A 25,500-nucleotide genomic window follows, 5' to 3' on the forward strand; every position below is an offset into this window, starting at 1 on the left:
GCGTTAGTCGACGCCTCCCTTGCGGCCATACCATCCATCATTTGAATGATCGTCATCGGGTCGGAAGCGGAAGGGCAGTTTTCGTGCGCTGACCCTTGTCGACCGTTCCCGGTGAACATGTAGAAGCGAACGTTGAAAATAAGGCTTTTCACTCGCCTGTTGATGGATTGTCTTCCTGTTGCGAAAAGCGCCGTGTTGCGGCAGCTTGTTATACATGAGCCTGACCATCCCAAGCTTCATGGTTTTCGTTTGCATTGGCCTTCGGGTTGGGAGTGCATTCCCACAGCTCCAGGTCAGGCTTTTCGGAACGATAACGCAGCTCTTCGGGCAATCGAGCCGGCCAACCTCGCAGGCCGCATTGTGGGAGACGGGAGGGGCGGCGGCGCCGGCTTCCTTCCCCTTCCAGTCTGCAGCTTCCTGCAATTTCGGGACTTTCCCCGGGGAAGGAACCTTCCCAGCGCAGGGGTGTTGACTTTCATGTCAACAATCGCGCAACTTATCGATGCTGAAATTCTGCACCAATACCGCGCCGGAGTGAAGGTGTATGACAGGCATGTATATGGGCTGCAGCCGTTCGTTGATTTCGTAAGGGGCGATTTGCAGGGGCTGTCTTCGAGCTGGACCGTTCAGGAGACGCCGGCGGAACAGATTGCGGCATTTCTGGCGGATTTCTGCGAGGGAGAGGTTCTTGAGATCGGCCCGCACCTCAAATCGCTCATGCACCTTGGTTCTGGCATTTGGGAGTTGAAGACTGCGGATGTGCGTGTCTTTGGATGGTTTCCTCTCAAGGACGTGTTCATCGCCGATGACGGCGGGCACGCCGGGGACATCAAGGTGAACAAGCTTTATCCGACCTATTGCAGCAATGCGGTCGGCCGCCGGTCCCAGGGCCTGCTGGCGGGCCTGCCGTTCATTACTGGAAGTGATCCGAACAATGTCGTTTCAAATTACTCTTTCCCCTAGCCGGTTCGCCGCGGCCCGGTTCATCGCCAGGGTGCGCCGGGCGCTGTTGGCCGCCCTCAATGAAGAGGGGCGCGAGCGTGGCCTTACACAGGCGGAGATCGCTCGGACGATCGACGTCCACCGTTCCGTCATAACGAGGGAATTGAAGGGCAGGGCGGACATTTCCCTCGGACGAGTGGGGGAACTGGCCTTTGCGATGGGGCGAGAGCCGGTCCTGGAATTTCGTAAGCCAACGACCGCGGACTTGGAGAGTAGTTGGGGGGATGCCTCTATTGAGCGCCCTCACACCAGGGCCCATTTCGACTTTGGTGATGAGGGTGGTTTCCAGCCCCCCGCCGGATCGCGGACAAAGTTTGTGGACGTTGTAGAAGGATGATTTTCCAGAGCAGCTTGCCGAGCGGATACACGATATTCTGCGATGACATCCGACATGAGGTGGGTGGAAAACTTACCTTGGTTGGCGTGTATTCCGGGGAAATGATTTATAATGGCCCCGCGCCCGGTCGTGCGCCGGTTTTGGCTGCGCTTGTCACGTTGCGCGTTGCGCCTGTTCACCCCGAGCTCGACGTTTTGCTTCGCATAACCTTCGAAAGCGCGGTGGGCGAACGCCTGCTCGGCGAAAGTCATTTCAAGATGGCCGAGAAAACGAAAGCGGACCTGGCGCCGCTGCCGCTTGATGCTGGCACCACCAATCGCTTTGGCAGTCTTCGGGTCCCTTGGCAGGCGCGGAACGTCAAGTTCGAATCGGCGGGGCGCGTAAAGGTCCGTGCCTATATCGGAGACGATGAAGTTCACCTGGGAGCACTGAGGGTTGGCTTCGCCCCGCAGGCCGACGAAGCAGACACTGCCACGGGCTGATCAAGCCCAGAGCGATCCGATATGAATGTCCGGAAGTGTAGCGCGAAGCAGGCAAGCATGGCGCGAGCGCCAAAGCCGTTGTCCGCATTCACGATCCAAGTGGCGCAATCACCTCCGGGCTTCACCCCGCCGCCAACCGCTCCACATAGCCGCACAGCATATCCGCCAGCGCGTCCGACCACGCCACGATCTCCGCTTCGGTCCGCGGCGTCTCGGAGAAGCTGCTGCCGACTTCGCTGAAGGTCATCTTGATCAGCCGGCCTGCCAGCATTCGCTGGTCCTCCGGCACTTCGGGCAGGGTCTCGCGCAGGAAGGTGCGGAAGATCTCGGCGTTCTCCGCCTTGGCGGCGATCGCCTCGGGCGCGTCGCGGTAGAGCGGGGCGGCGTCGCTCAGCGCGGTGCGGATCGCCGCTTCCTCGCATTCCGAGCGGATGAAGGCATGGACCAGTCGGCGCAGCCGGGCGAGGGGCGGGGTGGCCCGGTCCTCGAGGATGCCGCGGAGCAGCGCGGAGGTGCGCTGCCATTCGTCGCTCTGCAGGCGGAACAGGATCGCCGCCTTGTTGGGGAAATACTGGTAGAGCGAGCCGACGCTCACTCCGGCGCGCTCGGCGACTCGCGCTGTGGTGAAACGCTGCGCGCCTTCCTTCGTCAAAACCTGAACAGCGGCGTCGAGCACCGCCTCGACCAGCTGGTTCGAGCGGGCCTGTTGGGGGTTCTTCCGCGAGGCGACGTGGGTGGTCCGGCGGTCGGTCATCTGGGCTCTCCGCCAATGCGAATAGTCAAAGCTGACGAACTAGTCGTATTTTCCGGTCCGGCAGGCAAGCCCCTGCTTCCACATGGAGAACCCAAAATGACGACGCTTTCCGGCGCCCCCGTGGCGCCCCTGCTCGCGCGCCTGTTCGCCGAGGTCGATGCCAATCCGCCGGCACAGAGCCCGGCCTTTGCCGGCACCACCGCCGAGCAGCATCGCGACATGATGCGCAGCAAGACCCAGTACCGCGACTTCTATGCGAAGCTCGCCGATTTCGCCCTGCCGGTGACGCCCGAGGTGGGCGGGCTGCTCTACATGCTGGCGCGGGCGACGCGCGCCACCTCGATCGTCGAGTTCGGCACGTCGTTCGGCCTGTCGACGCTCCACCTCGCGGCGGCGCTGCGCGACAATGGCGGCGGCCGGCTGATCACCAGCGAGTTCGAGCCGAAGAAGCTCGCCCGCGCCAGGGCGAACCTGATCGAGGGCGGCCTGGCCGACCTGGTCGAGTTCCGCGAGGGCGATGCGCTGGAGACGCTGGCGGTCGATCTGCCGGAGACGATCGACCTGGTGCTGCTCGACGGTGCCAAGGCGCTCTATTCGGACATTCTCGACCGGCTCGAGAGCCGGTTGCGCCCCGGCACGATCCTGATCGCCGACAATGCCGATTACTGCCCGGAATATCTGGAACGGGTCGGTTCGGTGGTGAACGGGTACATGTCGATGCCGTTCAATGACGAGGTCGAGCTGTCGATCCGGCTGTGACACTCAAAAGCCCCTCCCCTTCAGGCGAATAAGGTGAACAGCGCCCCGCGCTGTTCAGGCCATGCCGGGGGCGTGGCCGGCCTGATGCGCCTGAAGGGGAGGGGCTTATAAAACTACCGCCCCAGCATCGCCACCACCTGCTTCTCGCTCTCCGGCACCAGCCCCTCGAGCACCGCCCAGAAGCCGCCCACCGCGCCCGGCCCGGCGCTCGAATAGGCCGCCGCCATCTTGCTGCGCAGCGCGTCGAACAGCTCGCCTTCCAGCTTCGCGCCGGCCGGGGTGAGGCGCAGCAGGCGCTGGCGGCGGTCCTTGTCGCCGGTGCGCGTCTCGACGAAGCCGCGGTCGCCCAGCTCGGTCAGCACCCGGCCGAGCGACTGCTTGGTGATCGACAGGATCGCGAGCAGCTCGCTCACCGTCAGGTCCGGCTTGCGCGCGATGAAATAGAGCGCGCGGTGATGCGCGCGACCCAGGCCCTGTTCGGCAAGGCCCGCATCGATCGAGCGGGTCAGATGGGCGTACCCGAAATAGAGCAGTTCGACGCCGCGCCGGATCTCGGGCTCGCGAAGGAACAGCGGGGATGCAGGAATTGGGGCAGCCATGTTGACGCTTTCTGCCACCGCGCCTAACTCGCTGCAAGCCGCTGTAGGCAGAGTCGGGAAGAGGCAAGATGCACGACACCACGATCCTGGATTTCGAATTCGAAGCGCACCCCAATCCGGTCGGCGATGCCGATCGTGCCGCGGTGCTGGCGAATCCTGGGTTCGGCAAGGTGTTCACCGATCACATGGCGGTGATCAAATATTCGGCCGAGAAGGGCTGGCACGACGCGAGGATCCTGCCGCGCGGCCCGATCCAGGTCGATCCGGCGACTGCCGTGCTCCACTATGCCCAGGAGATCTTCGAAGGCCTCAAGGCCTATCGCACGCCCGATGGCAGCGTGACCCTGTTCCGCGCCGGCGAGAACGCCCGCCGCTTCCGCGAATCCGCCGAGCGCATGGCGATGGCACCGCTGCCGGACGAGCTGTTCCTCAGCTCGATCCGCGAGCTGGTGAAGGTCGATCAGCACTGGATTCCGGAGATCGAGGGCGGCTCGCTCTATCTGCGGCCCTTCATGTTCGCGAGCGAGGTGTTCCTGGGCGTGAAGCCGTCGAGCGAATATCTCTACATGGTGATCGCCTCGCCGGCGGGCGCCTATTTCAAGGGCGGCGCGCCGTCGGTGACGCTCTGGGTATCGGAGCATTACACGCGGGCGGCGCCGGGCGGCACCGGCGCGGCCAAGTGCGGCGGCAACTATGCCGCGAGCCTGATCGCGCAGAAGGAAGCGATCGGCGAGGGCTGCGACCAGGTGGTGTTCCTCGATGCGGTCGAGAACCGCTATGTCGAGGAGCTGGGCGGGATGAACGTGATGTTCGTGATGGACGACGGCTCGATCGTCACCCCGCCGCTGGGTGGCACGATCCTGCCCGGCATCACGCGGGATTCGCTGCTGACGCTGGCGCGGGCGCAGGGGATCGAAGTGCGCGAGGAGCGCTATTCGATCGACCAGTGGAAGGCCGATGCCGAGAGCGGCAAGCTGCGCGAGGCGTTCGCCTGCGGCACCGCGGCGGTGCTGACGCCGATCGGCAAGGTGCGCGGGCGCGGCTATGAGTTCGTGATCGGCAATGGCGGTCCGGGCATCCTCACCGAGAAGCTCCGCGCCGAGCTCGGCGGCATCCAGCGCGGCACGGCGGAAGATCCGCACGGCTGGGTTGAACGCATCGGCTAAGTCCCTATAAGCGCCCGCTCTGCTGGGGCGTAGCCAAGTGGTAAGGCAACGGTTTTTGGTACCGTGTACCGAAGGTTCGAATCCTTCCGCCCCAGCCAACCGAATCCTCGTGATTCGGCTTTAACACACTGAAACAGATATCAATCTCGATCAGCTGCTTCGAAATTCAGTTGGACCCGGTTGGACCGGGTTCGCCTGGATTCGACGGCTATTGTATCCCGATTTGTATCCCGATTTTTAGTGTGCTGGGGCCGGCTGGAGTCGGTTATGGCACGCAAGATTAAGGACCTGACGCCGAGCGCAATTGATGTGCTGTCGAAAGGGTGTATCCCGGATTCACAAACGCCCGGCCTTTCGATCGCGGTGCTTGGGAGCGGGAAGAAGGTCTGGAGATACTATCGTCGGCTGCAGGGCCGCGATGGCTTCTTTAAGCGCACGCTCGGGCAGTTTCCCGCGCACAGTATCGCTGACGCGCGAGCTCGAGCGCGAGTGTTCAACGAGCAAATCGAGGCGGGCGTCGATCCGAGAGAAGTTGAGCGAGCCGAAGCCGCAGAGCGTGCGGTGCAGTATGAGGTCGCGCGGGCGGCCGCACTCCGTGCGACAATGACCGTAGCTAGGGCGCACGAACTGTACATGGTTGCGGTGGAGCAGGGACGAGCCTCACGCGCCAAGCGGAAGAACAAGCCACGCACCATCACGGACAAGCTTTACATCTATGCGACCGACATTGCGCCGGCTCTCGCCGACCGGGTGATCTATGACGTCAGTGAAAGAGACCTTGTTTCCCTTGTCCAGGCGAAGGGCGAGCGGGCGCAGGTCCGGGCGAACCGGCTCGCTGCCGAACTGAAGGTCTTCTTCGGTTGGGCGACGTCGCTCCGCGGGACCGTTGTCGGGTTGGAATCCGATCCATCGCGGCGTCTTGGGGATTTGCGGTTTCCAGAGGAGCCCCGCTCGCGAAAGCTGAGCCTGGAGGAAATCGAATGGTTTCTGTGTGCTGTCGCGCAGGAGGAATGTGATCTCCGTCGTGGGATGATCCTCTGGCTCCTCACCGCAGCGCGCATTTCGGAGGTTGTGCGAGCCCGTGCTGACGAAGTTGTCGACGGAGTTTGGACGGTCCCTGCGAGCCGCGCGAAGAACTCTATGGCTCATAGGATAGCGCTGGGCCCTTGGGGCCAGCGCCTGATGCGAACCAATAATGAATGGGTGTTCCCCGCTGAGCGGGTCGATGGGCCGCGACGGTCGGGATGGTACAAGGCGCGAGACCGGGTGCATGATCGAATGGAGAAGCTCGCAGGGCGGAAGCTCGAGAACTTCACCCCCCATGATTTCCGCCGCACTGCTCGCTCAAACACTAAGCGGCTGGATGTGGACTTCGAGACTGCCGAAGCGATGATGAATCACGTCAAGAAGGGCCTGGAGCGTACCTACGATCTCTACGAGCTCGAGGAAGAAAAGCGGGCTTGGTTCCTGAGATGGGAGAATGAGATATTGGGCCTAGCCCGTAAGGCAGGCGTCGCCGATCTGCTCGGCTGCCCAGCACCCAAAAGTGCGAACGACAATGACCTCCTCGCCGAGAGAGGATCAGCATAGACGGGAGTAGTTCGGCTGGGCGATGCAAAGGGGCCATAGTGGGGTTCGCGGGAGGAATCCTAGATCCTCGAGCGCACGGAGGTGCCGGCCGACTGTGGGATGGCTGAGACGCAGCGAGCGGGCAGCGCCGCCCAGCGTGCCGGCCCGCACCACGGCTATGAAGATACGAACGTCGCTCCACTCCATCCCATGTCCTCACGCGTAGTACTGCGGGGTAGAGCCCGGCATCTCTTCGAATAATCGCGCATCGATCTTTCTGCCTTTCCGCCTCCCCATCCCTGCCGATTGCCAGGCTGGCACCATGGCCGAAGTCAGGGCCGACCGCAGCGAGAGGGGCACAGGCTGAAGGGAATTTCGACAGAAAAGTTCGACATTGAGTGACCAACATCGCTTGCCGCGCGAATAAGAGGTCATGCGCTCGGACTTTCTGTCGACATTTATCTCAGCATCGCCGCCTGGCACGGCGCCGGTCAGTCATGAGCGGCCATCCCGGACCGCACCGGACAGCTGGAGCAGCCTCATGGAAGCTGCCAGAATGGCCATGGCGGAGCGTATCGCCGACTCCTCAGGGAGACATCGGAATGGCTGGCGCGCTACTTCGAGCGGCGGCTGCGGCTGGACGTATGGCTAAGCTCATAACGGCAGCTTCTATCTTCGATCGTCTTAAACCTGTCAGTCTGCAACCGGCCCCTAAGTCGCCGTTGTGAACGGGTTCAGGATAAGAGGTCCGGGCGTAATGACGCCCGGACCACAGTTTCTCGCGGCGAGGTCAGAACCCGTACGAGAGACGCAGGTAGCCGAACTGACCCGGCAGGTCGTAGGTGGTTGGATCGAAATTTGCGCTGTCGCACGTGAAGCATTGCGGCGGATCGCGGTCGAACACGTTGTTCACCCCGGCGGTGAGCCGTAGGCGATGATCCATCCAACCCGGCGAAAAATAGAGCTGGACGTCCCCATAGAAGACATTGCCCATGCGATGCACGCCGTCACGCTCGTCGACCGAGGAGATGTATCGTCCTGTGAATGAAATGCCGTAGGCCGGCGCCGACCAGTCGATCGTGCCGTTCAGCTTGAACTTCGGATAGGCCTGATCCGGGCTCCCCCGCTCGGTACCGGCATATTTCTGCGTCGGCGCGTTGAGGTCCGAAGGCGGTACGATGTTGTATTTGATCAGATGTGCCGCGTTGACGTTTAGCCCGACGGATCCACCGCCGAACTGGGCGGAACGAAAGGCCAGAGTCCAGTCGACACCCGAGGTCTCGATCGCATTGAGGTTGAGCAACCGCGCATTGATTGAGGCTACTGCACCGCTACCGGTGCGCGTGATTGCCGCGCAACTGACCGGATCGGCGTTGAACGCACAACGCGAGAGCGTGAGCGTCGCCGGGACCGAGTCGATCGCATTGCGCAATTTGATGCTGTACCAATTGACCTCAAGGCTCAGCGCGCTGGCAAAGCCGCCGCGTGCCCAGCTCGGGCTGTACACGCCGCCCGCCGTCCAGGTCTCCGCGGTTTCCGGCTTCAACGCGGTGTTGCCTTGCGAAAAGACGCCGAGCTGGCCGCCTGTGGGTTCGGCATAGCTTCCATTGGCCGGAACGCCGTTGGCAATGCAATTGGAGCGGACGGTTGCGTTGGTCTGGAAAGAACCCCCCGGTGCGCTGGTGCACGGGTCGTCGATCGTCGCGTCGAAGCGCGAGGGGCCGGCATAGAGCTCGCCGATGCTCGGCGCGCGCAGACTCTCCGCATAGCCACCGCGGAAGAGCAGGTCCGGCACCGGCTTCCACAGCCCCGAGGCCGTGAAGGTGGTGTTGCTACCGAACGACGAATAGTCGGAATAGCGCACCGCACCGCTCAGTTCGAGCGAGTGGAAGAAGGGCGTGTTCGCCAGCAGCGGTACACGAAGCTCGCCATAGACTTCGTCGACATTGAACCCGCCCCGCGCCGGGCTGGTCGGCACGTCCGCGCCAAGCCCCGCGACGATGATCGGATCGGGATCATAGCTGGCGTGCTGGTCCCGATGCTCATAGCCGAGGGCGATGCCCACCGGACCGGCAGGCAGGTTGAACAGCTCACCCGACAAATTGGCCGTGAAGTCCCATAGCCTCTGGCTGCTCTTGTCCCGCTCGTCGAAGGTGACGTAGTCGAGCATGGCTTTGGTAACTGAGCCGGCGCCGCCGAAGATATTGAATGGCACGCAGCTGCCGGTGCAGGCAGCGACAGGTCCGAGCGCGCGGGCGAGGTTCTGCGCATTGACGTTACCGGTAAACAGCTGGTGCGCGTCGTTGATCCCGTAGACGCCATTAACGTCCCAATACCATTTATGGTCGCCGAGGTCGAAGGAGCCATCGAACGTGAGTGTGGCGGAAAGCGTGTCGACGGTCTGGCTGAACACGCGCTGCCCCGCCTCGACGAAGCGGCGGCGCACCGTCGAATAATTGGCGGGCGACCCGTTGGCACCCGGCGAGAGCGTGACGCCGAAGGGATTGTAGGGATTGGTCGCGTCGATCGAGATCGTGTCGAGCAAATTGCCGTTGCCCGCGTCGGGACCGACGAACAAGGGAAGGAACGCTGCCTTCGTGGTCGACTGGCGGTGGTTGGCCACCAGCTTGGCGCGCATGTTGATGTTCTCGCCAATTTCCTGCTTGAAGTTGACGAAGCCGCCATAGCGCTCCGATGGTGTCAGCAGGTAATTGAACGGGGCGAAGTTGAAGGAGTCGTTCGCCGACGAATAGGCCCTGAAATCGGCGGGATAGACGGGCTTCCGCCCAATAACCGGCGCAACTAGCGTCAGGCTCTGGCCGAGCACGTCGAAGCGGCCATTGGGTATCGCGCTTGAGCAACCTCCCGCGGCGCAGCTTGTCGCCCCAGGGGTGGGGAACTGAGAGATCGAGCGATCGGCGGTGCTGATGCCTTCCTGCTTGGTATAATAGCCGCCGAATACTACCGATGTTCCAGTATTGATGGACTGGATGCCGTAGCTCGCTTCGTAGGTCTGGGTATGGCCGTCGCCCTGGCGGTAGGTCCCGAACTGCGCCGAGGCGCGCAGGCCCTGTTGGCCTTGCTTGGTAATGATGTTGACCACGCCCGCCACCGCGTCGGTCCCGTAGAGCGGGGATGCCCCGGACTGGAGCACTTCGACGCGCTCGATCATGCTGGTGGGCAACGCATTGAGATCGACCGAGGCCGGAATGCCGCCTGCCGCCGTACCGTTGACATAGCGCAACCCATCGACGAGCACGAGCGTGCGCTTGGCAGCGAGGTACCGCAGGTCAATTTCTGCCGAGCCCGAGCTCACGCCGGTTCCGTCGGGCGGGCCGCCGATATTGCCTGCGTTGTTTACCTTGGTGTTCAGTCCGCCGCCGGCACTTGGCAGGCGCTGAAGGACGTCGGCGACCGAACTCAGGCCTGTGCGGGCAATAGAAGCCTCATCGACCGTGGTTACGGGTTTGGCTTGATCAAGCGGACTTCGTCGGATGCGCGACCCGGTGACGACAATTTCCTCATCGGTCACCTGAACATCACCGGTCTGTGTCGTCTGCGCCCGGGCGGGCATCGCCACCAAGGCAGTGGCAAGCGCCGTAGTTGCGATGCCGACATTCTTCCACAACATGATATCGCGCATGGTCGATCCTCCACTGGGCCTTTGGCGAGACATCCTCTTTTTTGTTGGTCACAGTAGAGAAACAAACGGTAGGCTTTCCCGCAATGGCAATTGGGTGAAAGTGGCGCGATCATTCGGTAAGTGTGGCTTTGGCGTTACAGCGGGAAGTACAAGTCAAGATGGATAGGCGCGGTCAAATTAAACGCATTTCGCTGTAGAATTGCGACCGGTCTCCGATCCGCAACCACTGAGCGGGCAGGGATTTTTCGGGCGCCGCCGCGACACCTTGGGACTGGAAGGAAGTTATATCCGGATAGGCGCCCGGCAATGGCAATTTCTTCAGGCGTCGCGTAGCCTCGCGATGGGATCGACCGCGCGTTTCCGGACGAAAGGGGGGCGTGCTGAATTGCGGCTTTGCCTCCGCTCTCCGGGGTGCGGATCAGCTCGATGTGCGATATGTCGTTGGCCCGGACAATTTGGTCAGCTGCGAGCAGCATTCTGTCCGCGGGTGTCGGCGGAAGGGGCGGCGATATTAGGACTGCCCGATCCGCGCCAAACGATCTCGCGCTCCAACTATTTGACTGATTGCGGCGTCAGAATGCCGACGAACTCAGAATTGCGTTACAGCTTCTCCTGCCTGATTTGTCTGGGTCAGTGAGGCGCCGATCTGCGGCGATAACCGGGTTGAGCAATTTGGACAGGGATAAGGTGGTCCGGACCTGGTTCTGCGAGGAGGTGCTCCCCCTCGAAGGAGCGCTGCTGCGCTTCATCCGAAGAAACTGGCCGGCTGCGGACGATGCGACTGATCTAATGCACGATGTCTATGAGCTCGCGATCACCGGCGCCCGGAATGCGATCCCCCACAATACGGCAGGCTTCCTGTTCGCCGTCGCACGCAATCACTTGATCAACCGTGCAAAGCGGGCGCGCATCGTCTCGTTCGAACTCGTGGCCGACCTTGAGACCGTTGCGACGGAGATCGACATCTTCGAAGCGGAACGCCAGCTGCACGCGCGCGACACGCTGCGCCGGGTGCAGGCGGGCATCGACAAGCTTTCGCCGCGCGTCCGGGAGATCGTGCTGCTGCGCAAGGTCGAGGGGCTGGACGTCGCCGAAACCTCGCAGCGGCTCGGGATCGGCAAGGATGCGGTCAACCACCAGCTTGCGATGGGAATGAAGGCGCTGGCAGACCATATGCTCGGCGGGGCGGGCAAGATCGTCAGGCGCAGATATTCGGCACAACGGACGAAAAGGGGCGAGTCGTGAGCGACGCCGGTTCAACCAGAGACCGCGCCGCCCGTTGGATTCTCGCGCGCGAGCAGGGCGACTGGTCCGATGGCGATCAGGCGGCGCTGGACGCCTGGCTCGAGGAATCCGATCTGAACAAGGCGGCCTATTGGCGTCTCGAACACAGCTGGAGAGAGGCCGATCGCGTTGCCGCGCTTCGGGGCGGCGCCCCTGTGACAGGGGGCGAGCGTGGATATGCTTTCCGGATGCGGCCGGCATTCTGGGGCGGCTTGACCGCCCTTGCCGCCTCGATGGCTGCAGTCATCGGCGTCGTCGTTCATGACGGGCACCGTGGAAAAGCCGAAACCGGCAGCATGGCGGCCGCTACCTTCGCGACGGAAGTGGGCGGACATCGACTGGTCGGGCTCACCGATGGCAGCCGCGTGGAGCTGAACACCGATACCCGGGTCAGGACGGCGATCGGCGGCGGGAGCCGCGCCGTGTGGCTGGAGAAGGGCGAAGCGTTTTTCGAAGTGGCGCACCGCGACGGATTGCCGTTCGTCGTGCACGCCGGCCCCCGCGAGATCACGGTGCTCGGCACCAAGTTTTCCGTACGCCGGGTGGGGGACAAGGTGGTGGTCTGGGTGCGCGAGGGCCGCGTGCGGGTCGACAATGCCGAGCATGCGAGCGCGGCACGTTCGGCGATCGTCGCCGCAGGTGGCGTGGCGCTGAGCGACGGTGCGGCGACGCTGGTGACCGCAGCTTCGCCCGAGCGCCTCGATCAGGCGCTGGCCTGGCGGGAAGGCATGCTGGGCTTCGATCACGAACGGCTTGGCGACATCGCCCTCGAGTTCAATCGCTACAATCGCAAGAAAATCGTCATCGACGATCCGGCAGCGTCGAATATCCGCATCGGTGGCACTTTCCCGGCGTCGGAGCCGCGCGCATTCGCGCGGCTGCTCCGTGATGCCTATGGTCTCGAGATCGCGGAAACGGACACGGAAATCAAAATTCAGAAAAGTGCATTACAGCCGACGGATCATTGATTGTCCTAATCCCTGGAGACGGGCGGCTATGGAGCACCCGCGCAAAAGGGGGAAGAGGATGAGGTTCACCAGCCTCGCTGCGGCGCTTGCCGCTAGCACCTGCATGTTCGCGATTGCGGCGCCGGCCCAGGCGCAACAGCGAAACTTCGATATCCGGCCCGGTACGCTGAAGACGGCGCTGGACGCATTCGCCCGGCAATCGGGCAGGCCGGTGATCTACCGTGTCGAGGATATTGCAGGCCTGAACAGCGCCGGGTTCCGGGGGGCTGGTTCTCCCGAAGATGCCCTGGCTGCGCTGCTGCGCGGCACAGGATTCGGCAGCCGGAACGGCGAGGCTGGCGCGATCGCGATCGTCCGCCTGGGAAACGGACAGGCCGCCGGCGCTAGTTCGCCTGCCCGGGAAAGCGCCCAGGCCGAAACGCCCTCGGAGGCAGCCGAGCAGGAAATCGTGGTCACCGGAATCCGCGGGTCGCTGCAGCAATCGATCAATGTGAAACGGGGTGCCGACAGCATCGTCGATGTGATCACCGCCCAGGACATTGGCAAGCTGCCCGACCAGAATGTCGCGGAATCGCTGAGCCGCGTGACGGGCGTGCAGATCAGCCGGCGTGAAGGCGATGGCTCCAGCTTCACGATCCGTGGCATTTCGCAGAACCGGCTGGAGATCAACGGCCGCAATTTTATCGGTCCGGGCAATGGCGGCAATGCCGCGCTGGAGACGATCAGCCCCGAAATCCTGTCGTCGATCGTGGTCATAAAGTCGCCCACCGCCGACATGCCGGAGGGCGCGCTCGGCGCGACGGTCAACCTGCGCACCAAGCGTCCGCTCGAGCTCGCGCGCTTCGTCGCGGCCGGAAGGCTCCAGGGGGCCTATGCTGATCAGGCCGACCATGTCGGCTATCGCGGCTCGGCGCTGGTCTCCACCAAGCTCGGCGACCGGTTCGGCGTGCTTGCCAGCGTCGCCTATTCGGACACCAAGACCCTGGGCTACAGCTTCGACAGTGGGGGCTGGACCCAGACCGGCGCCATAGACGGCAATGGCGACGGGGTCGACGACCCCGGGCTCTTTCGCCCGAACCGTTTCATGGCGCGCATATTCGACCGCACCGAGAAGAGGCTGACGCTCAACGGCACCGCGCAATGGCGGCCGACGGACGAGTTGGAGATCATCCTCGACGCCACTTACAATCATCTCAAGCGGCGTCGGAACAGCGTCAACTATCAGGTGCTGTTCAACAACAACGACACGACCGCCACGGTGAACGGCAAGAGCACCGTGGTTGCCGGCACCTTCACCGGCGTAACCGTCCGCCCGCTGATCTATGACGAGCCGACCGACCTGAAATCGACGCTCCTCGGCGGATCGGTGAAATGGGAAAATGATCGGGCGCGCGTCACCGTCGACATGTCCTACAGCCGCGGCAAGGGCAGCGATGGCGGTCCGGGCGCGTCTTTCGCCTATGTCGTGGTTCCGCGCGCCGGGAACGTGGCGAGTGCCAGCTACGACTTGCGCGGCGGCAATGCCGTGCCGGACCTGTCGATATCCGCCAACTTCAACCCGAACGATCCCGCGCAATATCAGCTGCTGTCGATCTTCGACTATGATGCCGTAACCGACAACAAGGGCTACGATGCGCGGCTCGACTGGAAGTACAAGACGGAGTGGGGAATCCTCGCCTCCGTCGAGACCGGAATGCGCTACGAGCGCGTCGAGCTGCTCGCCGCAGATCCGCAGAACCTGCCCGTGGCAGCAAGCCTTCTGGGCAAGGGGGATCGCAACGGCGATGGGATCCTGACCGTCGATGAGTTGCCCGGACTGAGCTATGGCCGGGACTATGGTGCGTTCTTCCCGGGTGTCGCCGGAAACTTTCCACGCGATCTGCTCGGCGGGGCGCTCGACAAGCGTGCTGCCCGTGCAGGACTGGGCCTCGCGGCTCCCAATCCCTATGACACCAGCATCACGGTGGGGCCGACGTCGATCAAGGATGTGACGCAGGAGACGCTCGGCGCCTATGTGAAGGCGAATTTCGAGGGCACCCTGGGCGCTGTCGACTATACCGGCAACGCCGGCCTCCGCTATATCGAGACCGCCCGCTCCACGTTGGGCTATTTGTCGGCGACCCAGACCAACGTGATCAAATCGGACTTCGGCTACTGGCTGCCGAGCGCCAATCTGGCGGTCAATTTCAACAAGGACCTTACCCTGAGGCTCGCCGCCGCCAAGGTGGTCTCGCGGCCGAGCCTCAACCAGGTCAGCGTCAGCTTCGTCCCCAACACCGTCTCGATGACCGGATCGCGCGGCAATCCCGGTCTGCGGCCGTTCGAGGCCATGCAGGCCGATGCCACGCTCGAATGGTACTTCGCGCAGGCGAGCTCGCTGACCGGGGCGGTCTTCTACAAGAAGGTCGATTCCTTCACGGTGAACACGGTCAGCCGCGAATTCGTCCCGGGCTTTTCGGAGCGTTTCGGGTTGTTCGACATCTCGCAGCCCCAGAATGGCGAGGATGGCAGCATCAAGGGGTTCGAGCTTGCCTATCAACAGGCCCTGCGCTTCCTGCCGGCGCCGTTCAACGGCCTCGGCATCCAGGCCAACTATACCTATGTCGACAGCCGCACGCCGCTCCGGGACGCGATCACCGGCGAGCGCCTGCCGCTTCCGGGGCTCTCGCGCGACAGCTTCACGCTGATAGGCTATTTCGAGGACAAGATATTCTCGCTGCGGGCGGCCTATACCTATCGCAGCGCCTATCTGAACAGCGTCGGCGCCGCCGCGAGCGGCGGAAACAACTATGTCAACGGACGCGGGCAGCTCGACGCATCTGTTCAGATCAACCTGACCCCGAATTTGCGCCTGACGCTCGAGGGGATCAATCTCACCAAGGAGATCGACTCCCAGTATCTGGGTGAACGGGATCGCCTGACCTTCTCGGCGCGCGAGGATCGCCGCATCTTCTTCGGCCTGGCCGCGAGCTTCTGAAAAGGGACGAGAGGGGAACATGATCGAACGTACACTTCGCCGCGTCCTGGCTGTCGCCTGTGCCACGTCTTTCACCCTGGCCCTGGGCGTGCCGGATGCGGTGGCGGCGCCAAGGCGCGCCGATATCGTGATCTATGGCTGCACCTCCGGGGGCGTGATCGCCGCCATCGAGGCGCGGCGCCTGGGGCGATCCGTGCTGCTGGTGTGTCGAGAAGACTATCTCGGGGGCATGTCGACCAACGGCCTGGGATGGTCGGATACCGGCAATCATCGCGCGATCGGCGGTCTGTCGCTCGAATTCTATCGCAAGGTGAAGCGCCATTATGACGACCCGAAGATATGGGTGCACGCGCCCCGGCCGGTGCGCGCCGAGAACTTCGTCGATGGCGAGGCGATGTGGCAGTTCGAACCCGGGGTCGGCGAACGGATCTACGAAGACTGGGCGCGCGCGGCAGGGGTGACGATCGTCCGCAACCAGCCGCTCGACCGCTCGAAGCGCGGGGTTGAGGTCGCGAACCGGCGCGTCGTCGCTTTCCGTTCGAATACGGGGCAGCGGTTCGAAGGCAAGGTCTTTATCGACGCGACCTATGAAGGCGATCTGATGGCAGGCGCCGGGGTCCGGTTCACGGTCGGCCGGGAGGCCAATGCGGCTTATGGCGAGACGCTGAATGGCGTGCAGCTGAAGAACACGACCAACCACCAGTTCACGCTCGACATAGACCCCTATCGCGTTGCGGGGGATCCTTCCAGCGGCCTGCTGCCGCGGATCAGCGCGGAGCGCCCGGCGCCGGATGGCAGCGCGGATGCCAGGATTCAGGCCTATACCTACCGGATGTGCCTGACCGACGTGCCGGCCAATCGGGTGGCCTTTTCCAGGCCGCGGGGCTACGACGCCGGCCAATATGCGCTGCTCAAGCGCTACATGGACGCGGGCTATCGCGACTTCTTCCGCAAGTTCGACCGGATTCCAAACGGCAAGACCGACACGAACAACTTCGGCGCCTTCTCCTTTGACAATATCGGCATGAACTATCGCTATCCCGAGGGTAGCGACGCCGAACGACAGGCGATCGCGCGCGAGCACACGCGCTATCAGCAGGGGCTGCTCTGGTTCATGGCGCATGATCCCGACGTGCCGGCGGATACGCGCACGGAGATGTCGAAATGGGGTCTCTGCAAGGACGAGTTCACGCGTAATGGCCACTGGCCCCGCGAAATGTACGTGCGCGAGGCGCGCCGCATGGTATCCGACTTCGTGATGGCGGAGCGGCACCTGCGAGGCGCAAGCCCGACGCCGCGGCCGATCGGGATGGGCTCGTACAACATGGACTCGCACAATGTGCAGCGGATCGTCGACGCGAGCGGCTTCGTCCGCAATGAAGGCAATATCGAGATCAGTCCCGGCCGAGCCTATCCGATAAGCTATGACGCGATCGTCCCACGCAGGAGCGAGGTCACCAATCTGCTCGTACCTGTGGCATTGTCGGCCTCGCATATCGCCTATGGGTCGATCCGGATGGAGCCGGTCTTCATGATCCTGGGCCAGTCGGCATCGGTCGCAGCCTCGATCGCTATCGAGGATCGATCGCCCGTTCAGGATGTCGATTATTCGAAACTTCGCGCGCAGCTTGTGCGCGAGGGGCAAATCCTCGACCTCACGCAATAGTGCCGACACAGCATTAGGCCAGCCTTGAATCTGTCCGGGTTCGATTGATGCCTCATCAAACTGGAAGATGGCGATGTCGAACGCCTGACCGCCATCTTTGAGCCGCCCGCGCCACATCTACCGCGCGTTTGCGCTGGCTGCGGCCGTTGATGATAGGCGTTTGCGGGAGGGGGCGTGGTGGAAGGCGCGTCCCTTTGGGAGGACGGCTGCCCGCCCCTGCGCTGAATCTTGGCCCTGAGGGGTGTTGATCGGCTGCGGGCAGGGAAGGGTGCGGGAAAGAGGATGAAGGTGAAATGAAGGGTGCCGGTCGGCAGCTTTGCGCCCCATCTAAGACGTAGGGGGACGGATACTAAGGATGCCCAAGGTTGAACGGCGTGGCCCAGTAGATGTAGGCATACTATTCACGAGGACGGCCGAGTGGTTGGAATGAGCGATATCCTGCAATCTGCGATCGCTTCCGTGATCGCGCGTGCACCTGAGTGGATCCGCCAAGAGTCGGCTTCCAAGGATCACGCCATACGTAAACGAGCCGAGGAAGCGCTGGCTGCCATGATCGCCGGCACGCTTGGAGAAGCAAGCGAGCCAAAAACTAAGCCGCGTCCGATATAAACTAGGCGTCCTTCATTGCACGCCGGGCGGGATAAGGCATCTCGTTGTCGCAGCCCATCATTGACGGCTTTCGGGCATCGCACTTATCACGCTAAACCACTGACATTAAGGCGGAAGCGTCGGGCGGGTTCTGGCTTTACCTAGCCAGCACGGGAATGCCCGAGATTGGGAGCTTGCAGGCGGGCAGCTTGACGGAAGCTGTCTTCGAAAGCGGACATTGTCATGGGTCCGTGCAGCCGCTTATGTTTTGCTTTCGACCGGGAACCAGCATGCACCAGACACTAGTCGCGAAGCTCATCGCCTGCGTTGCCCTCCTGTTGCCCGCAACAGCTGCTACCGGCGACGAAGCGATCGACGGCCGTTTCGATGTAGGCGGGCGCTCCATACGTCTAGCCTGCAAGGGCACAGGCAGTCCCTCCGTGGTCATCGACGCGGGAATGGGAACCGCGCCTGTCGAAGACCCCGGCTGGCAGGCCATCGCCGACCAAGTAGCCTTGGTGACGCAGGTCTGCCTGCACGATCGCGCCGGTCTCGGGGGGAGCGATCCGGCACCGGCAGGCTCGCGCTCCAGCCTGGATTCCGCAAATGACCTTCATGCCGCGCTGTCCTCAGCCGGGATAAAGGGTCCCTATCTTCTGGTCGGCCACTCCGTGGGCGGGCTGCATGCGCAGGTGTTCGCAGCCAAATATCCAGCCGACACCGCCGGGCTCGTGCTCGTGTCGACGACCCATCCCGATCAATTTTCGAAATGGCTCGCGCTGTTGCCCGCGCCCGCTCAAGGGGAGGAACAGGCCGTCACCCACGCACGCGCCTTCCTCATCAGCATGCAGACAGATCCGAGCAAGAACGAAGAACGCCTGGATATGCGAGAAAGCGCCAGACAAGCACATCTCCTCACCTCGCTCGGCAGCAAGCCGGTCATCATCGCTACGCACAGCCCCCGCTTCCGGATGGTGCCCGGATTGTCGGAGTCGCTCGCAGTCAAGCTGGAAGACGCAACGCAGCGCATGCAGCGCGCGTACCTGTCGCTGTCGGCCAATGCGCATCAGAACGTCGCCGAACGCGCAGGCCATGGCCTGCCGCACGAAGCACCGAAGTTCGTAGTCGACAACATCCTCCAAGGCGTCGCGGCGGTCCGGGAACAGGCAGTTCGATAATGGGGCGTATGGCCGTCGCGCCTTGAGCCCGGCGCGAAAGCGTCCTGGCCTAGTCCGACGGAACCTGCCAATCCGTACCCAGCCCAAAATGACTAGCTTAGTGTCGAAGTCTCGATTGGCGGCGGTCGGACCGGACATTGTGAACCTATGTTCTAGTTCCCGGCAATGCCCGCCAGCCTCCCGCGGCCGTCGTTCCGGCATTCGCCAAGCGCTGCCGCATCTGGTGCATCAGGAAATCCGAACGCCCTTTCCACTCGGTGCGCACGATCGGCTTCTCGTAGAGCAAGACTGCAATCTCGCGATCGGGCGCGTCCGCCGCGACGGGTCGCCGACACGCAATGTTTCAATCCATTGGGCGACACGAAGTCCGTTGGATAGAAAATCCGGGAGGGGCCGTCAGGTCTGCGCTCTATCGCCGCATTACTGCCCGGAGCCCGCCCCCGGCAAAAGCGTAAAGGCGGCGTTCGGCACTCCGATTTGCTCTGCAAGCGCGAAACGATTAGAATCGAATCTTCATCGATCCGTCCGCGGCGCCGAGGGAAAAGCGACGTACGTGGTGCCGGCAGGGCAGGAACAGGGACGCTGCGGCTTGGGGCGCGTCGTGCATCGGATTGGCACGGCAGATGGTAATTGCCACAGCGCAGGCGTTCGCCGAGGCGGCGGCCACAGCCGCGACCATCAGGGATCTCTTCGCCCTGCTCGACGCGATCACGCGAGAGATGGGCTTTCGTTATTTCGCGTTGACGCATCATGTCGATGTGCCACGGACGCCCGGACCGGTAATTCGCCTGCACAATTATCCAGCCGAATGGGAAGCGTTCTTCGATGCCGAGGGGCTCGGCCGCTCCGATCCGGTGCACCGAGCGAGTCACCTTCGCAATCTCGGCTTCCCCTGGGCGATCCTTCGCGAGCTGATCGAAATGACCCAGCGCGACGAGGAAATCATCGCGCGCTCCAGGCGCGCGGGGCTTGCGGACGGCTATACCGTGCCAACGCACATCCCGGGTGAGGCGGAAGGATCCTGCTCGTTCGCGACCGTTACCGGGCGCGGCTATCGCATGGAATGGTTGCCGCTTGTCCAGTTCGTCGGCACTGCCGCCTTCGAAGGTGCGCGACGTCTTTCCGGCATCCGGCGCCTGGATCTGCATAGGCCAAGGCTCAGCGACCGCCAGCTCGACTGCATCTACTGGGCAGTCAGGGGCAAGTCCGAGTGGGAGACGGCACAGATACTCGGCATAGGCTATGGCACGGCGGTCCAGCACATGAAGGAGGCGCGGAAGCGCTACGGCGTCTTCAACAAGACGCAGCTCGCGATTCATGCCCTCTACGACGGGGCGCTCACGTTCACCGATGCGATGCGGAAGTAAACCTCCCCATTTCTGGGGAGTGGTCTGGTTAGACCGACAGGCACAGCATCGGGCTCCCACAACCAGGGGAGCCAGAAGATGCTGTTCACCCAAGACCAAAAGCACGCCGCCGGCGATGCCGTAATGCGCGCAATGTTCGAGGCAAGGAAGCGGGTCTTCGTCGACCTGCTCGGCTGGGACCTGCCGGTTCTCGCCGACAAATACGAAGTCGACCAGTATGACGACGCGCATGCCAGCTACCTGATCCTCGCGGACCAGGCACAGCGCCACCTTGCCTCCGCGCGCCTGTTGCCGACCACCCGACCACATCTGCTCGGCGAGCACTACGCAGAGCTGTGCGACCAGGCCCCGCCGAGCGGGGCCGGCACTTGGGAGATTACCCGCTTTTGCCTTGACCGATCGCTGCGGGCTACCGAGCGGCGGCGCTGGCGCGACGCCCTGGTCACGGCGCTCGCCAGCTATGCACTGACCCATAGCATCACCTGCTATATTGGTGTCGCCGAGCAGAGCTGGCTCGAGCAGATCCTGAAGTTCGGCTGGCGTGCCCGGCGCCTCGGCGAGCCCCGGCGCGTCGGGACGAAGCTCCTCGGTGCGCTCGAGATCGAGATCACCCCGGACACCGCCGCACTGCTCGCCGCCAATGGCATCCTGGCACCGGCGAGCTCGTTCCGGGCCGAGGCGGCGTGATGGCGAACCCGGTACCAGCGCCGCACCAGGCGGCCGATTCGCTAACCCCGATGGACCCCGCCCGCCAGTTGCTCGGCCAGGGCTATCTCGTCCTCAGGGGCGCGTTTCCCTCGGCGGGGATCGAGTCCCTGAGCGCCGACCTCGCCGACGCCTTCGAACAGACGCCCTTCTGCCAGGGCGGCTTCTACGGCGAGCGCACCAAGCGCTTCGGCCGGCTGCTCGCCCGCAGCACCCATGCTGCCGACCTGGTGCTGCACAAGGAGATGCTGGGCATCGCCGAGCAGGTGCTTGGTCCGTGGTGCGACTGCCTGCAGCTCAATCTGACCCAGGCTATCGCGCTCTACCCCGGCGCGCTGCCGCAGCTGCCACACCGCGACCAGGACATGTGGCGGGGCGCCATCGGCGAGACCGAATACCTTCTCAACGTGATGTGGCCGTTCACGCCCTATCGCGAGATAAACGGTACGACGCTTATCTGGCCCCATAGCCACGGACCCAGGGCGCTCGCGCCCAACCCCGACGCCGCGCCGGTCGCGGTCGAACTCGACCCGGGCGACGCGCTCATCTTCCTCGGCTCGACGCTCCACGGAGCCGGCGGCAACACCACCGAAACCGTTCGCCGCGGCGCGATCATCAGCTACTGCCTGGGCTGGCTCAAGCCCTATGAGAACCAGTGGCTTGCATATCCGCCCGAGACCGCGCGTCGCTTCCCGCCGGAGCTCGCCCAGCTCGTCGGCTACCGCCAGCACCGTCCAAATCTCGGCAACTATGAAGGCCAGTGTCCCTCGATCTTGCTCCGCGAGGCAACGACCCGCTCGATCGGGGCGATTGATGCGCTGCGCCCGGACCAGCAGGTGCTGGTGGCTGCACACGTCTCCGGCCAGCGAGGCGGAGACCTGCAATGAGCCCCGGCGCAACTTTCGAGCGCGTCTACCGCGAGCTCAAGCGCATGCTTGTCGAAGGCGAGCTGCCGCTCGGAACTCCGATCGAACCCGCAATCATCGGCAAGCAGATTGCCTCGAGCATCACGCCTATCCGCGACGCGCTCCACCGCCTGACCGGCGAACGCCTGGTCGAGGCGCCCAATCATAATGGCTTTCGCGTGCCCTTGCCGACGGAGGCAGGACTACGCGATCTCTACAGCTGGAATGGCCTTGTGCTCGAGCTCGTAGCGAAGCGAGCCGAGATGTCGCAGCATCAGAAAGCCGTCGTCTCGCCCCGCACGGATGCCGACATCGCAACGTCGACCGCGACGCTCTTCCTCGAGATCGCCCATTCGGCCGGAAGCAGCGAGCTGACCGGCGTGGTTTCGTCACTCAATGACCGCTTGGCAATATTCCGCGCCGCCGAGAACAGTACGCTCAGGTCGACTGCAGAAGAATTCTTGGGTCTCTTGCAAATTATCGCCTCCGGCGACCGGAGAGCGCTCACAGGCGCGCTCAAGCGATATCATCGGCGCCGAATTGTTGCCACTGCTGACATCATGGTGTTGGCTGCTGGTCTCGGATCGTCTGATCATCGCCGTAAGTGAGCGTCCTTGTGATTTAAACCGACCGGGTTGTCGCAGGCGAATGCCGGGAATTGGCATTTGCGCGTGCGCTGGAAATTTAGTCCGTTCTGCGTGAGCCTGCGAAAATAAAGCAGCAATATAGTTGTGAATAGATGAATGCGGCCGGGTGGCCACCACTATGTCCAGGCTTCGGCTAAAGGTGATGGCGCACGCCCAAGCGTGCTTTTCCCGCCCGGTTCTTAATCGGCATGGAAAACTTGCCCAAAACAATCGAATTATAAATGGATTATAATGTTCTCATAATCGAGACGGTCGCTACATTGGGTCTGGTCATGGCCATGACGTTTCTCGTGAATGGAGGAATGCCATGAAAATCGAACAGACCATCGAGCTCGGTGTCGTGAGCACCGACACCAAGGGCCTTCCGGTCGGCGCCGTCGACACGGAGTTCAGCCATCAGAAGCCGATCGGCCTCAGCGACGACTGACGGACCTGGCGCGTGCCCCAAAAGGGCGCGCGCCCTTCCGGCGCAGCATCATGCCGCTCACCCTCCGCCCCGGACTGTCGTGGTGCATCTGCGCCGGCCAGGCCGTGTTCCTGGACCTGACGTCCAATCGCTATTTCTGCCTGCCGGAGATCCCCGACGGGCTGTTCCGGCGCTGGGCCGCAGGCGAGCCGCTGCCGCCCGACGTGCTGGCGCCGCTCATCGACTGCGGACTGCTCGAGACAGGGGACGGCGGCCGAAAGGCCGCGACGACGCACCCGGCCGCGACGCGGGACTTTGCCCTCGACAATCGGCGCAGCAGTTCGACCACCGATGTGGTGGCGGCGATCGCCGGGCAGCTCCGGGCAGGCTGCTGGCTGAAGCTGCGGTCGATGGCCAGTATCGCCGCCCGCCTCGCGGGTGAGCGTCCCGCCACCGGTGACGCTAGGAACGAAGCAAGGCTGCGCAAGGTCGCGGGCGCGTTCGTGACCAGCGCGATGCTGCTGCGCGCCAGCGACCAGTGCCTGCCCCGGGCGATCGCGGCGCGGCGGCTATGCCAGAGGCACGGCCAGGCGGCGGCACTCGTGTTCGGGGTGCGCCTCAATCCCTTCGCAGCCCATAGCTGGGTCCAGTGCGACGACGCAGTGGTCGTCGGCGACCTCGAGCATGTGCGGTTGTACACACCGATCCTGGTGCTGCCATGAGACCGCGCTACCTCGTCCTCCTGTCGGCCGGCGCAGACCTCGCCGAGGCCGCCGAGCGTATTGCCGGGCGGACAGGATTGCGGCTGGCGCGATCGGCGCCACGCTTTGCCGTGCTGGTCAGCGATGCCTGCCGGTGCCTCGAAGTCGATCCCCAGGGCGTGGTGATCGGCACGCTGTTCCACCGGCACGGGCCCGCGCGCGTCATCGAAACCCTGGGCGAGGCGGAGCGTAGCGCGCTGGCGCAAGAAGGCCATGACGCGCTGCTGCGATCCTTCTGGGGCGGCTATGTCGCCGTTCGGGCACGCGGCGATGAGCTTCAGATCCTGCGCGATCCCTCAGGGGCGCTGCCCTGTTACAGGGGGGTGGCGGGCGATCTGGCGATGCTCGCATCCGATGTCGAGCTCCTGGAGATGGCGGGATGCGCGCCGGGGGGCGTTGCCTGGGACAGGCTGGGGCGAATCCTCTATTCCTGCGGTCTTCCCATCGTCGAGACGGCGCTCGGCGGGATCACGACGCTGCTTCCCGGCACCGGCGTCGCGCTGCGGGGCCGCTCCGAGCGATCGCTTCCCGGATGGTCGCCCTGGGATTTCGTCGCGCCCTGCGCCGGGGAGGAGTCCTTCGCCACGGCCGAGCGTCTCCGCCGTGTGGTCGAGCAGTGCGTCGCCGCCTGGGCATCGCTCTATCGGCACCCGCTGGTGAGCCTCTCCGGTGGCCTCGATTCCTCGATCGTCACCGCGAGCCTTGCCCGGAGCGGGAGCAGCGCGACCTGCATCACCATGTTCACCGACGACGTGGCCGGCGACGAGCGCGGGTTTGCCCAGGCAGTGAGCAGCAGCCTCGCGCTGCCGCTCGTCGAGCGGCGCTACGACCTGGACGCCGTGGACCTTGGTCACGCGCTCGGGGCGCATCTCCCACGGCCGCTGGGGCGGGCGGAGGCGCAGCCCTATGAAAAGGCGCACCGCGAAACCGCCGCCGCTATCGGCGCGGACGCGTTCTTCACCGGGAATGGCGGCGACAATGTCTTCGGCTTCTCCCAGTCCGCTGCCGCCCTGGCGGACCGGGCATTGCACGAAGGGCCCGGGGCAGGCGCGTTCGCGACGTTGCGCGATATCTGCCGGCAGACCGGCGCAGGGCCCCTGCGGGTCACGCGCGCGGCGGTGGCGATCGCGAGGCGGCCGGCCGCCTATCCGTGGAAGCCGAGCCCCGCCTTTCTCCACCCCGACCTCATCGCCTCGCTGCGAGGTCTCGAGCTTTCGCATCCCTGGCTCGAAGCGCCGCCCTGGGCGCTGCCCGGCAAGGCAGCGCACATCGCCGGGATCGCGCGTGCGCATCCGACGCTCGAGTCCGACCGCAGCCGGTTCGCGCCGGTGATAAACCCTTTGCTGTCGCAGCCGGTCATCGAGGCCTGCCTCGCCATCCCGAGCTGGCAATGGCGCGAGGGCGGGCGCGACCGGTCGATGGCGCGGGCGGCCTTTGCCGACCGGCTTCCGCCCGTAATCGTCGAGCGGCGGGTCAAGGGGTCGCCGGACCCGTTCTGCGGCGAGATCATCCGGCGCAGGGGCAAGGAATTGCGCGAGCGGCTGATGAATGGACTGCTCGCCAGGCACCGAATTCTCGATACGCGCGCGATCGAGGAGGCTCTGCGGCCGGATCGACTGACGGCCGGGGAGGAGAATGCGCGCCTGCTCGAGCTGATCAATGTCGAGGCATGGGCGACCGCATGGTCGTCGCGTTCCATCGGCACGACGGTCGCCGGCCCGGGCACCACATGACCTG

The 25,500-nt window shown here is 63.9% G+C and carries 22 protein-coding genes and 1 tRNA gene; 19 read left to right on the top strand and 4 right to left on the bottom strand.

The genetic code is table 11. The features are described 5' to 3' along the window. Positions 1 to 477 precede the first annotated feature (477 nt). Genes ACEN8G_RS01790 through ACEN8G_RS01800 form a run of 3 tightly spaced genes read left to right on the top strand, consistent with a single transcriptional unit; the run spans position 478 to position 1,821 of the window. Positions 478 to 963: a hypothetical protein gene (locus ACEN8G_RS01790; protein ID WP_413416567.1), complete on the top strand. Its 486-nt coding sequence runs from the start codon at positions 478 to 480 to the stop codon at positions 961 to 963. Further along, positions 935 to 1,339 carry a helix-turn-helix domain-containing protein gene (locus ACEN8G_RS01795; RefSeq protein WP_413740720.1) on the top strand — a complete coding sequence of 135 codons (405 nt, stop codon included), beginning with the start codon at positions 935 to 937 and terminating at the stop codon, positions 1,337 to 1,339. The genes ACEN8G_RS01790 and ACEN8G_RS01795 overlap by 29 nt, the downstream gene beginning before the upstream one ends. Continuing rightward, on the top strand, positions 1,336 to 1,821 hold the full coding sequence (locus ACEN8G_RS01800) for a DUF6941 family protein (protein WP_413416543.1): 486 nt from the start codon (positions 1,336 to 1,338) through the stop codon (positions 1,819 to 1,821). The genes ACEN8G_RS01795 and ACEN8G_RS01800 overlap by 4 nt, the downstream gene beginning before the upstream one ends. Before the next feature lie 121 nt (positions 1,822 to 1,942). Here ACEN8G_RS01800 and ACEN8G_RS01805 read toward each other — a convergent pair whose 3' ends face one another. Further along, positions 1,943 to 2,575: a TetR family transcriptional regulator gene (locus tag ACEN8G_RS01805; protein ID WP_413416542.1), complete on the bottom strand. Its 633-nt coding sequence runs from the start codon at positions 2,573 to 2,575 to the stop codon at positions 1,943 to 1,945. Between the two features lie 96 nt (positions 2,576 to 2,671). Here ACEN8G_RS01805 and ACEN8G_RS01810 point away from each other — a divergent pair, with 96 nt between their 5' ends. Then, positions 2,672 to 3,334: an O-methyltransferase gene (locus ACEN8G_RS01810; RefSeq protein WP_413416541.1), complete on the top strand. Its 663-nt coding sequence runs from the start codon at positions 2,672 to 2,674 to the stop codon at positions 3,332 to 3,334. Between the two features lie 113 nt (positions 3,335 to 3,447). On the opposite strand, the gene ACEN8G_RS01815 is transcribed toward ACEN8G_RS01810, so the two are convergent. Next, positions 3,448 to 3,933 (bottom strand): MarR family winged helix-turn-helix transcriptional regulator, encoded by a 486-nt coding sequence (locus ACEN8G_RS01815; RefSeq protein ID WP_307119952.1) that lies wholly within the window; start codon positions 3,931 to 3,933, stop codon positions 3,448 to 3,450. 68 nt (positions 3,934 to 4,001) lie between these two features. On the opposite strand from ACEN8G_RS01815, the gene ACEN8G_RS01820 reads away from it, so the two are divergent. The 3 genes from ACEN8G_RS01820 to ACEN8G_RS01830 all read left to right on the top strand — a co-directional run bounded on the left by ACEN8G_RS01820 (position 4,002) and on the right by ACEN8G_RS01830 (position 6,689). Continuing rightward, positions 4,002 to 5,099, top strand: a complete 1,098-nt coding sequence (locus tag ACEN8G_RS01820; protein WP_413416540.1) for a branched-chain amino acid aminotransferase — start codon at positions 4,002 to 4,004, stop codon at positions 5,097 to 5,099. A 23-nt stretch (positions 5,100 to 5,122) separates the two neighbouring features. Next, a tRNA-Gln gene (locus tag ACEN8G_RS01825) sits at positions 5,123 to 5,197 on the top strand. A 169-nt stretch (positions 5,198 to 5,366) separates the two neighbouring features. Beyond that, a complete protein-coding gene (locus tag ACEN8G_RS01830; protein WP_413416539.1) occupies positions 5,367 to 6,689 on the top strand; it encodes a tyrosine-type recombinase/integrase in 1,323 nt (440 codons plus the stop codon). Here the strand turns inward: ACEN8G_RS01830 and ACEN8G_RS01835 are convergent. Together ACEN8G_RS01835 and ACEN8G_RS01840 are read right to left on the bottom strand one after the other, a co-directional pair. Next, positions 6,681 to 6,875 (bottom strand): LysR family transcriptional regulator, encoded by a 195-nt coding sequence (locus ACEN8G_RS01835; RefSeq protein WP_413416538.1) that lies wholly within the window; start codon positions 6,873 to 6,875, stop codon positions 6,681 to 6,683. The genes ACEN8G_RS01830 and ACEN8G_RS01835 overlap by 9 nt on opposite strands. A gap of 583 nt (positions 6,876 to 7,458) precedes the next feature. After that, positions 7,459 to 10,311, bottom strand: a complete 2,853-nt coding sequence (locus ACEN8G_RS01840) for a TonB-dependent receptor domain-containing protein (protein WP_413414393.1) — start codon at positions 10,309 to 10,311, stop codon at positions 7,459 to 7,461. A gap of 663 nt (positions 10,312 to 10,974) precedes the next feature. Between ACEN8G_RS01840 and ACEN8G_RS01845 the strand changes: the two genes are divergently transcribed. The 12 genes from ACEN8G_RS01845 to ACEN8G_RS01900 all read left to right on the top strand — a co-directional run bounded on the left by ACEN8G_RS01845 (position 10,975) and on the right by ACEN8G_RS01900 (position 25,496). Further along, positions 10,975 to 11,556, top strand: coding sequence for an RNA polymerase sigma factor (locus tag ACEN8G_RS01845; protein WP_413414392.1), 582 nt, complete (start codon positions 10,975 to 10,977; stop codon positions 11,554 to 11,556). Beyond that, complete coding sequence (locus tag ACEN8G_RS01850) at positions 11,553 to 12,563, top strand: FecR family protein (RefSeq protein WP_413414391.1); 1,011 nt, start codon at positions 11,553 to 11,555, stop codon at positions 12,561 to 12,563. The genes ACEN8G_RS01845 and ACEN8G_RS01850 overlap by 4 nt, the downstream gene beginning before the upstream one ends. Before the next feature lie 58 nt (positions 12,564 to 12,621). Continuing rightward, complete coding sequence (locus tag ACEN8G_RS01855) at positions 12,622 to 15,540, top strand: TonB-dependent receptor (protein ID WP_413414390.1); 2,919 nt, start codon at positions 12,622 to 12,624, stop codon at positions 15,538 to 15,540. A gap of 19 nt (positions 15,541 to 15,559) precedes the next feature. Beyond that, positions 15,560 to 17,206, top strand: coding sequence for an FAD-dependent oxidoreductase (locus ACEN8G_RS01860; protein WP_413414389.1), 1,647 nt, complete (start codon positions 15,560 to 15,562; stop codon positions 17,204 to 17,206). Between the two features lie 426 nt (positions 17,207 to 17,632). Beyond that, a complete protein-coding gene (locus ACEN8G_RS01865; protein ID WP_413414388.1) occupies positions 17,633 to 17,815 on the top strand; it encodes a DUF6771 family protein in 183 nt (60 codons plus the stop codon). A gap of 269 nt (positions 17,816 to 18,084) precedes the next feature. After that, a complete protein-coding gene (locus ACEN8G_RS01870) occupies positions 18,085 to 18,972 on the top strand; it encodes an alpha/beta fold hydrolase (protein ID WP_413414387.1) in 888 nt (295 codons plus the stop codon). A gap of 611 nt (positions 18,973 to 19,583) precedes the next feature. Continuing rightward, on the top strand, positions 19,584 to 20,339 hold the full coding sequence (locus ACEN8G_RS01875; protein ID WP_413414386.1) for a LuxR family transcriptional regulator: 756 nt from the start codon (positions 19,584 to 19,586) through the stop codon (positions 20,337 to 20,339). 123 nt (positions 20,340 to 20,462) lie between these two features. Continuing rightward, the gene (locus tag ACEN8G_RS01880; RefSeq protein ID WP_413740721.1) at positions 20,463 to 21,026 is read left to right on the top strand and encodes an acyl-homoserine-lactone synthase; all 564 of its coding nucleotides are present in this window, start codon (positions 20,463 to 20,465) and stop codon (positions 21,024 to 21,026) included. Then, positions 21,026 to 21,931, top strand: a complete 906-nt coding sequence (locus ACEN8G_RS01885; RefSeq protein ID WP_413414384.1) for a phytanoyl-CoA dioxygenase family protein — start codon at positions 21,026 to 21,028, stop codon at positions 21,929 to 21,931. Before ACEN8G_RS01880 ends, ACEN8G_RS01885 begins: the two co-directional genes overlap by 1 nt. After that, on the top strand, positions 21,928 to 22,557 hold the full coding sequence (locus tag ACEN8G_RS01890) for a GntR family transcriptional regulator (protein ID WP_413414383.1): 630 nt from the start codon (positions 21,928 to 21,930) through the stop codon (positions 22,555 to 22,557). The genes ACEN8G_RS01885 and ACEN8G_RS01890 overlap by 4 nt, the downstream gene beginning before the upstream one ends. Before the next feature lie 516 nt (positions 22,558 to 23,073). Further along, positions 23,074 to 23,724, top strand: coding sequence for a lasso peptide biosynthesis B2 protein (locus ACEN8G_RS01895; protein ID WP_413414382.1), 651 nt, complete (start codon positions 23,074 to 23,076; stop codon positions 23,722 to 23,724). Next, positions 23,721 to 25,496, top strand: coding sequence for an asparagine synthase-related protein (locus tag ACEN8G_RS01900; protein ID WP_413414381.1), 1,776 nt, complete (start codon positions 23,721 to 23,723; stop codon positions 25,494 to 25,496). The genes ACEN8G_RS01895 and ACEN8G_RS01900 overlap by 4 nt, the downstream gene beginning before the upstream one ends. The last annotated feature ends 4 nt before the right edge of the window (positions 25,497 to 25,500 follow it).

The sequence above is a fragment of the Sphingomonas sp. Sphisp66 genome (assembly GCF_047324325.1).
GTDB lineage: Bacteria > Pseudomonadota > Alphaproteobacteria > Sphingomonadales > Sphingomonadaceae > Sphingomonas.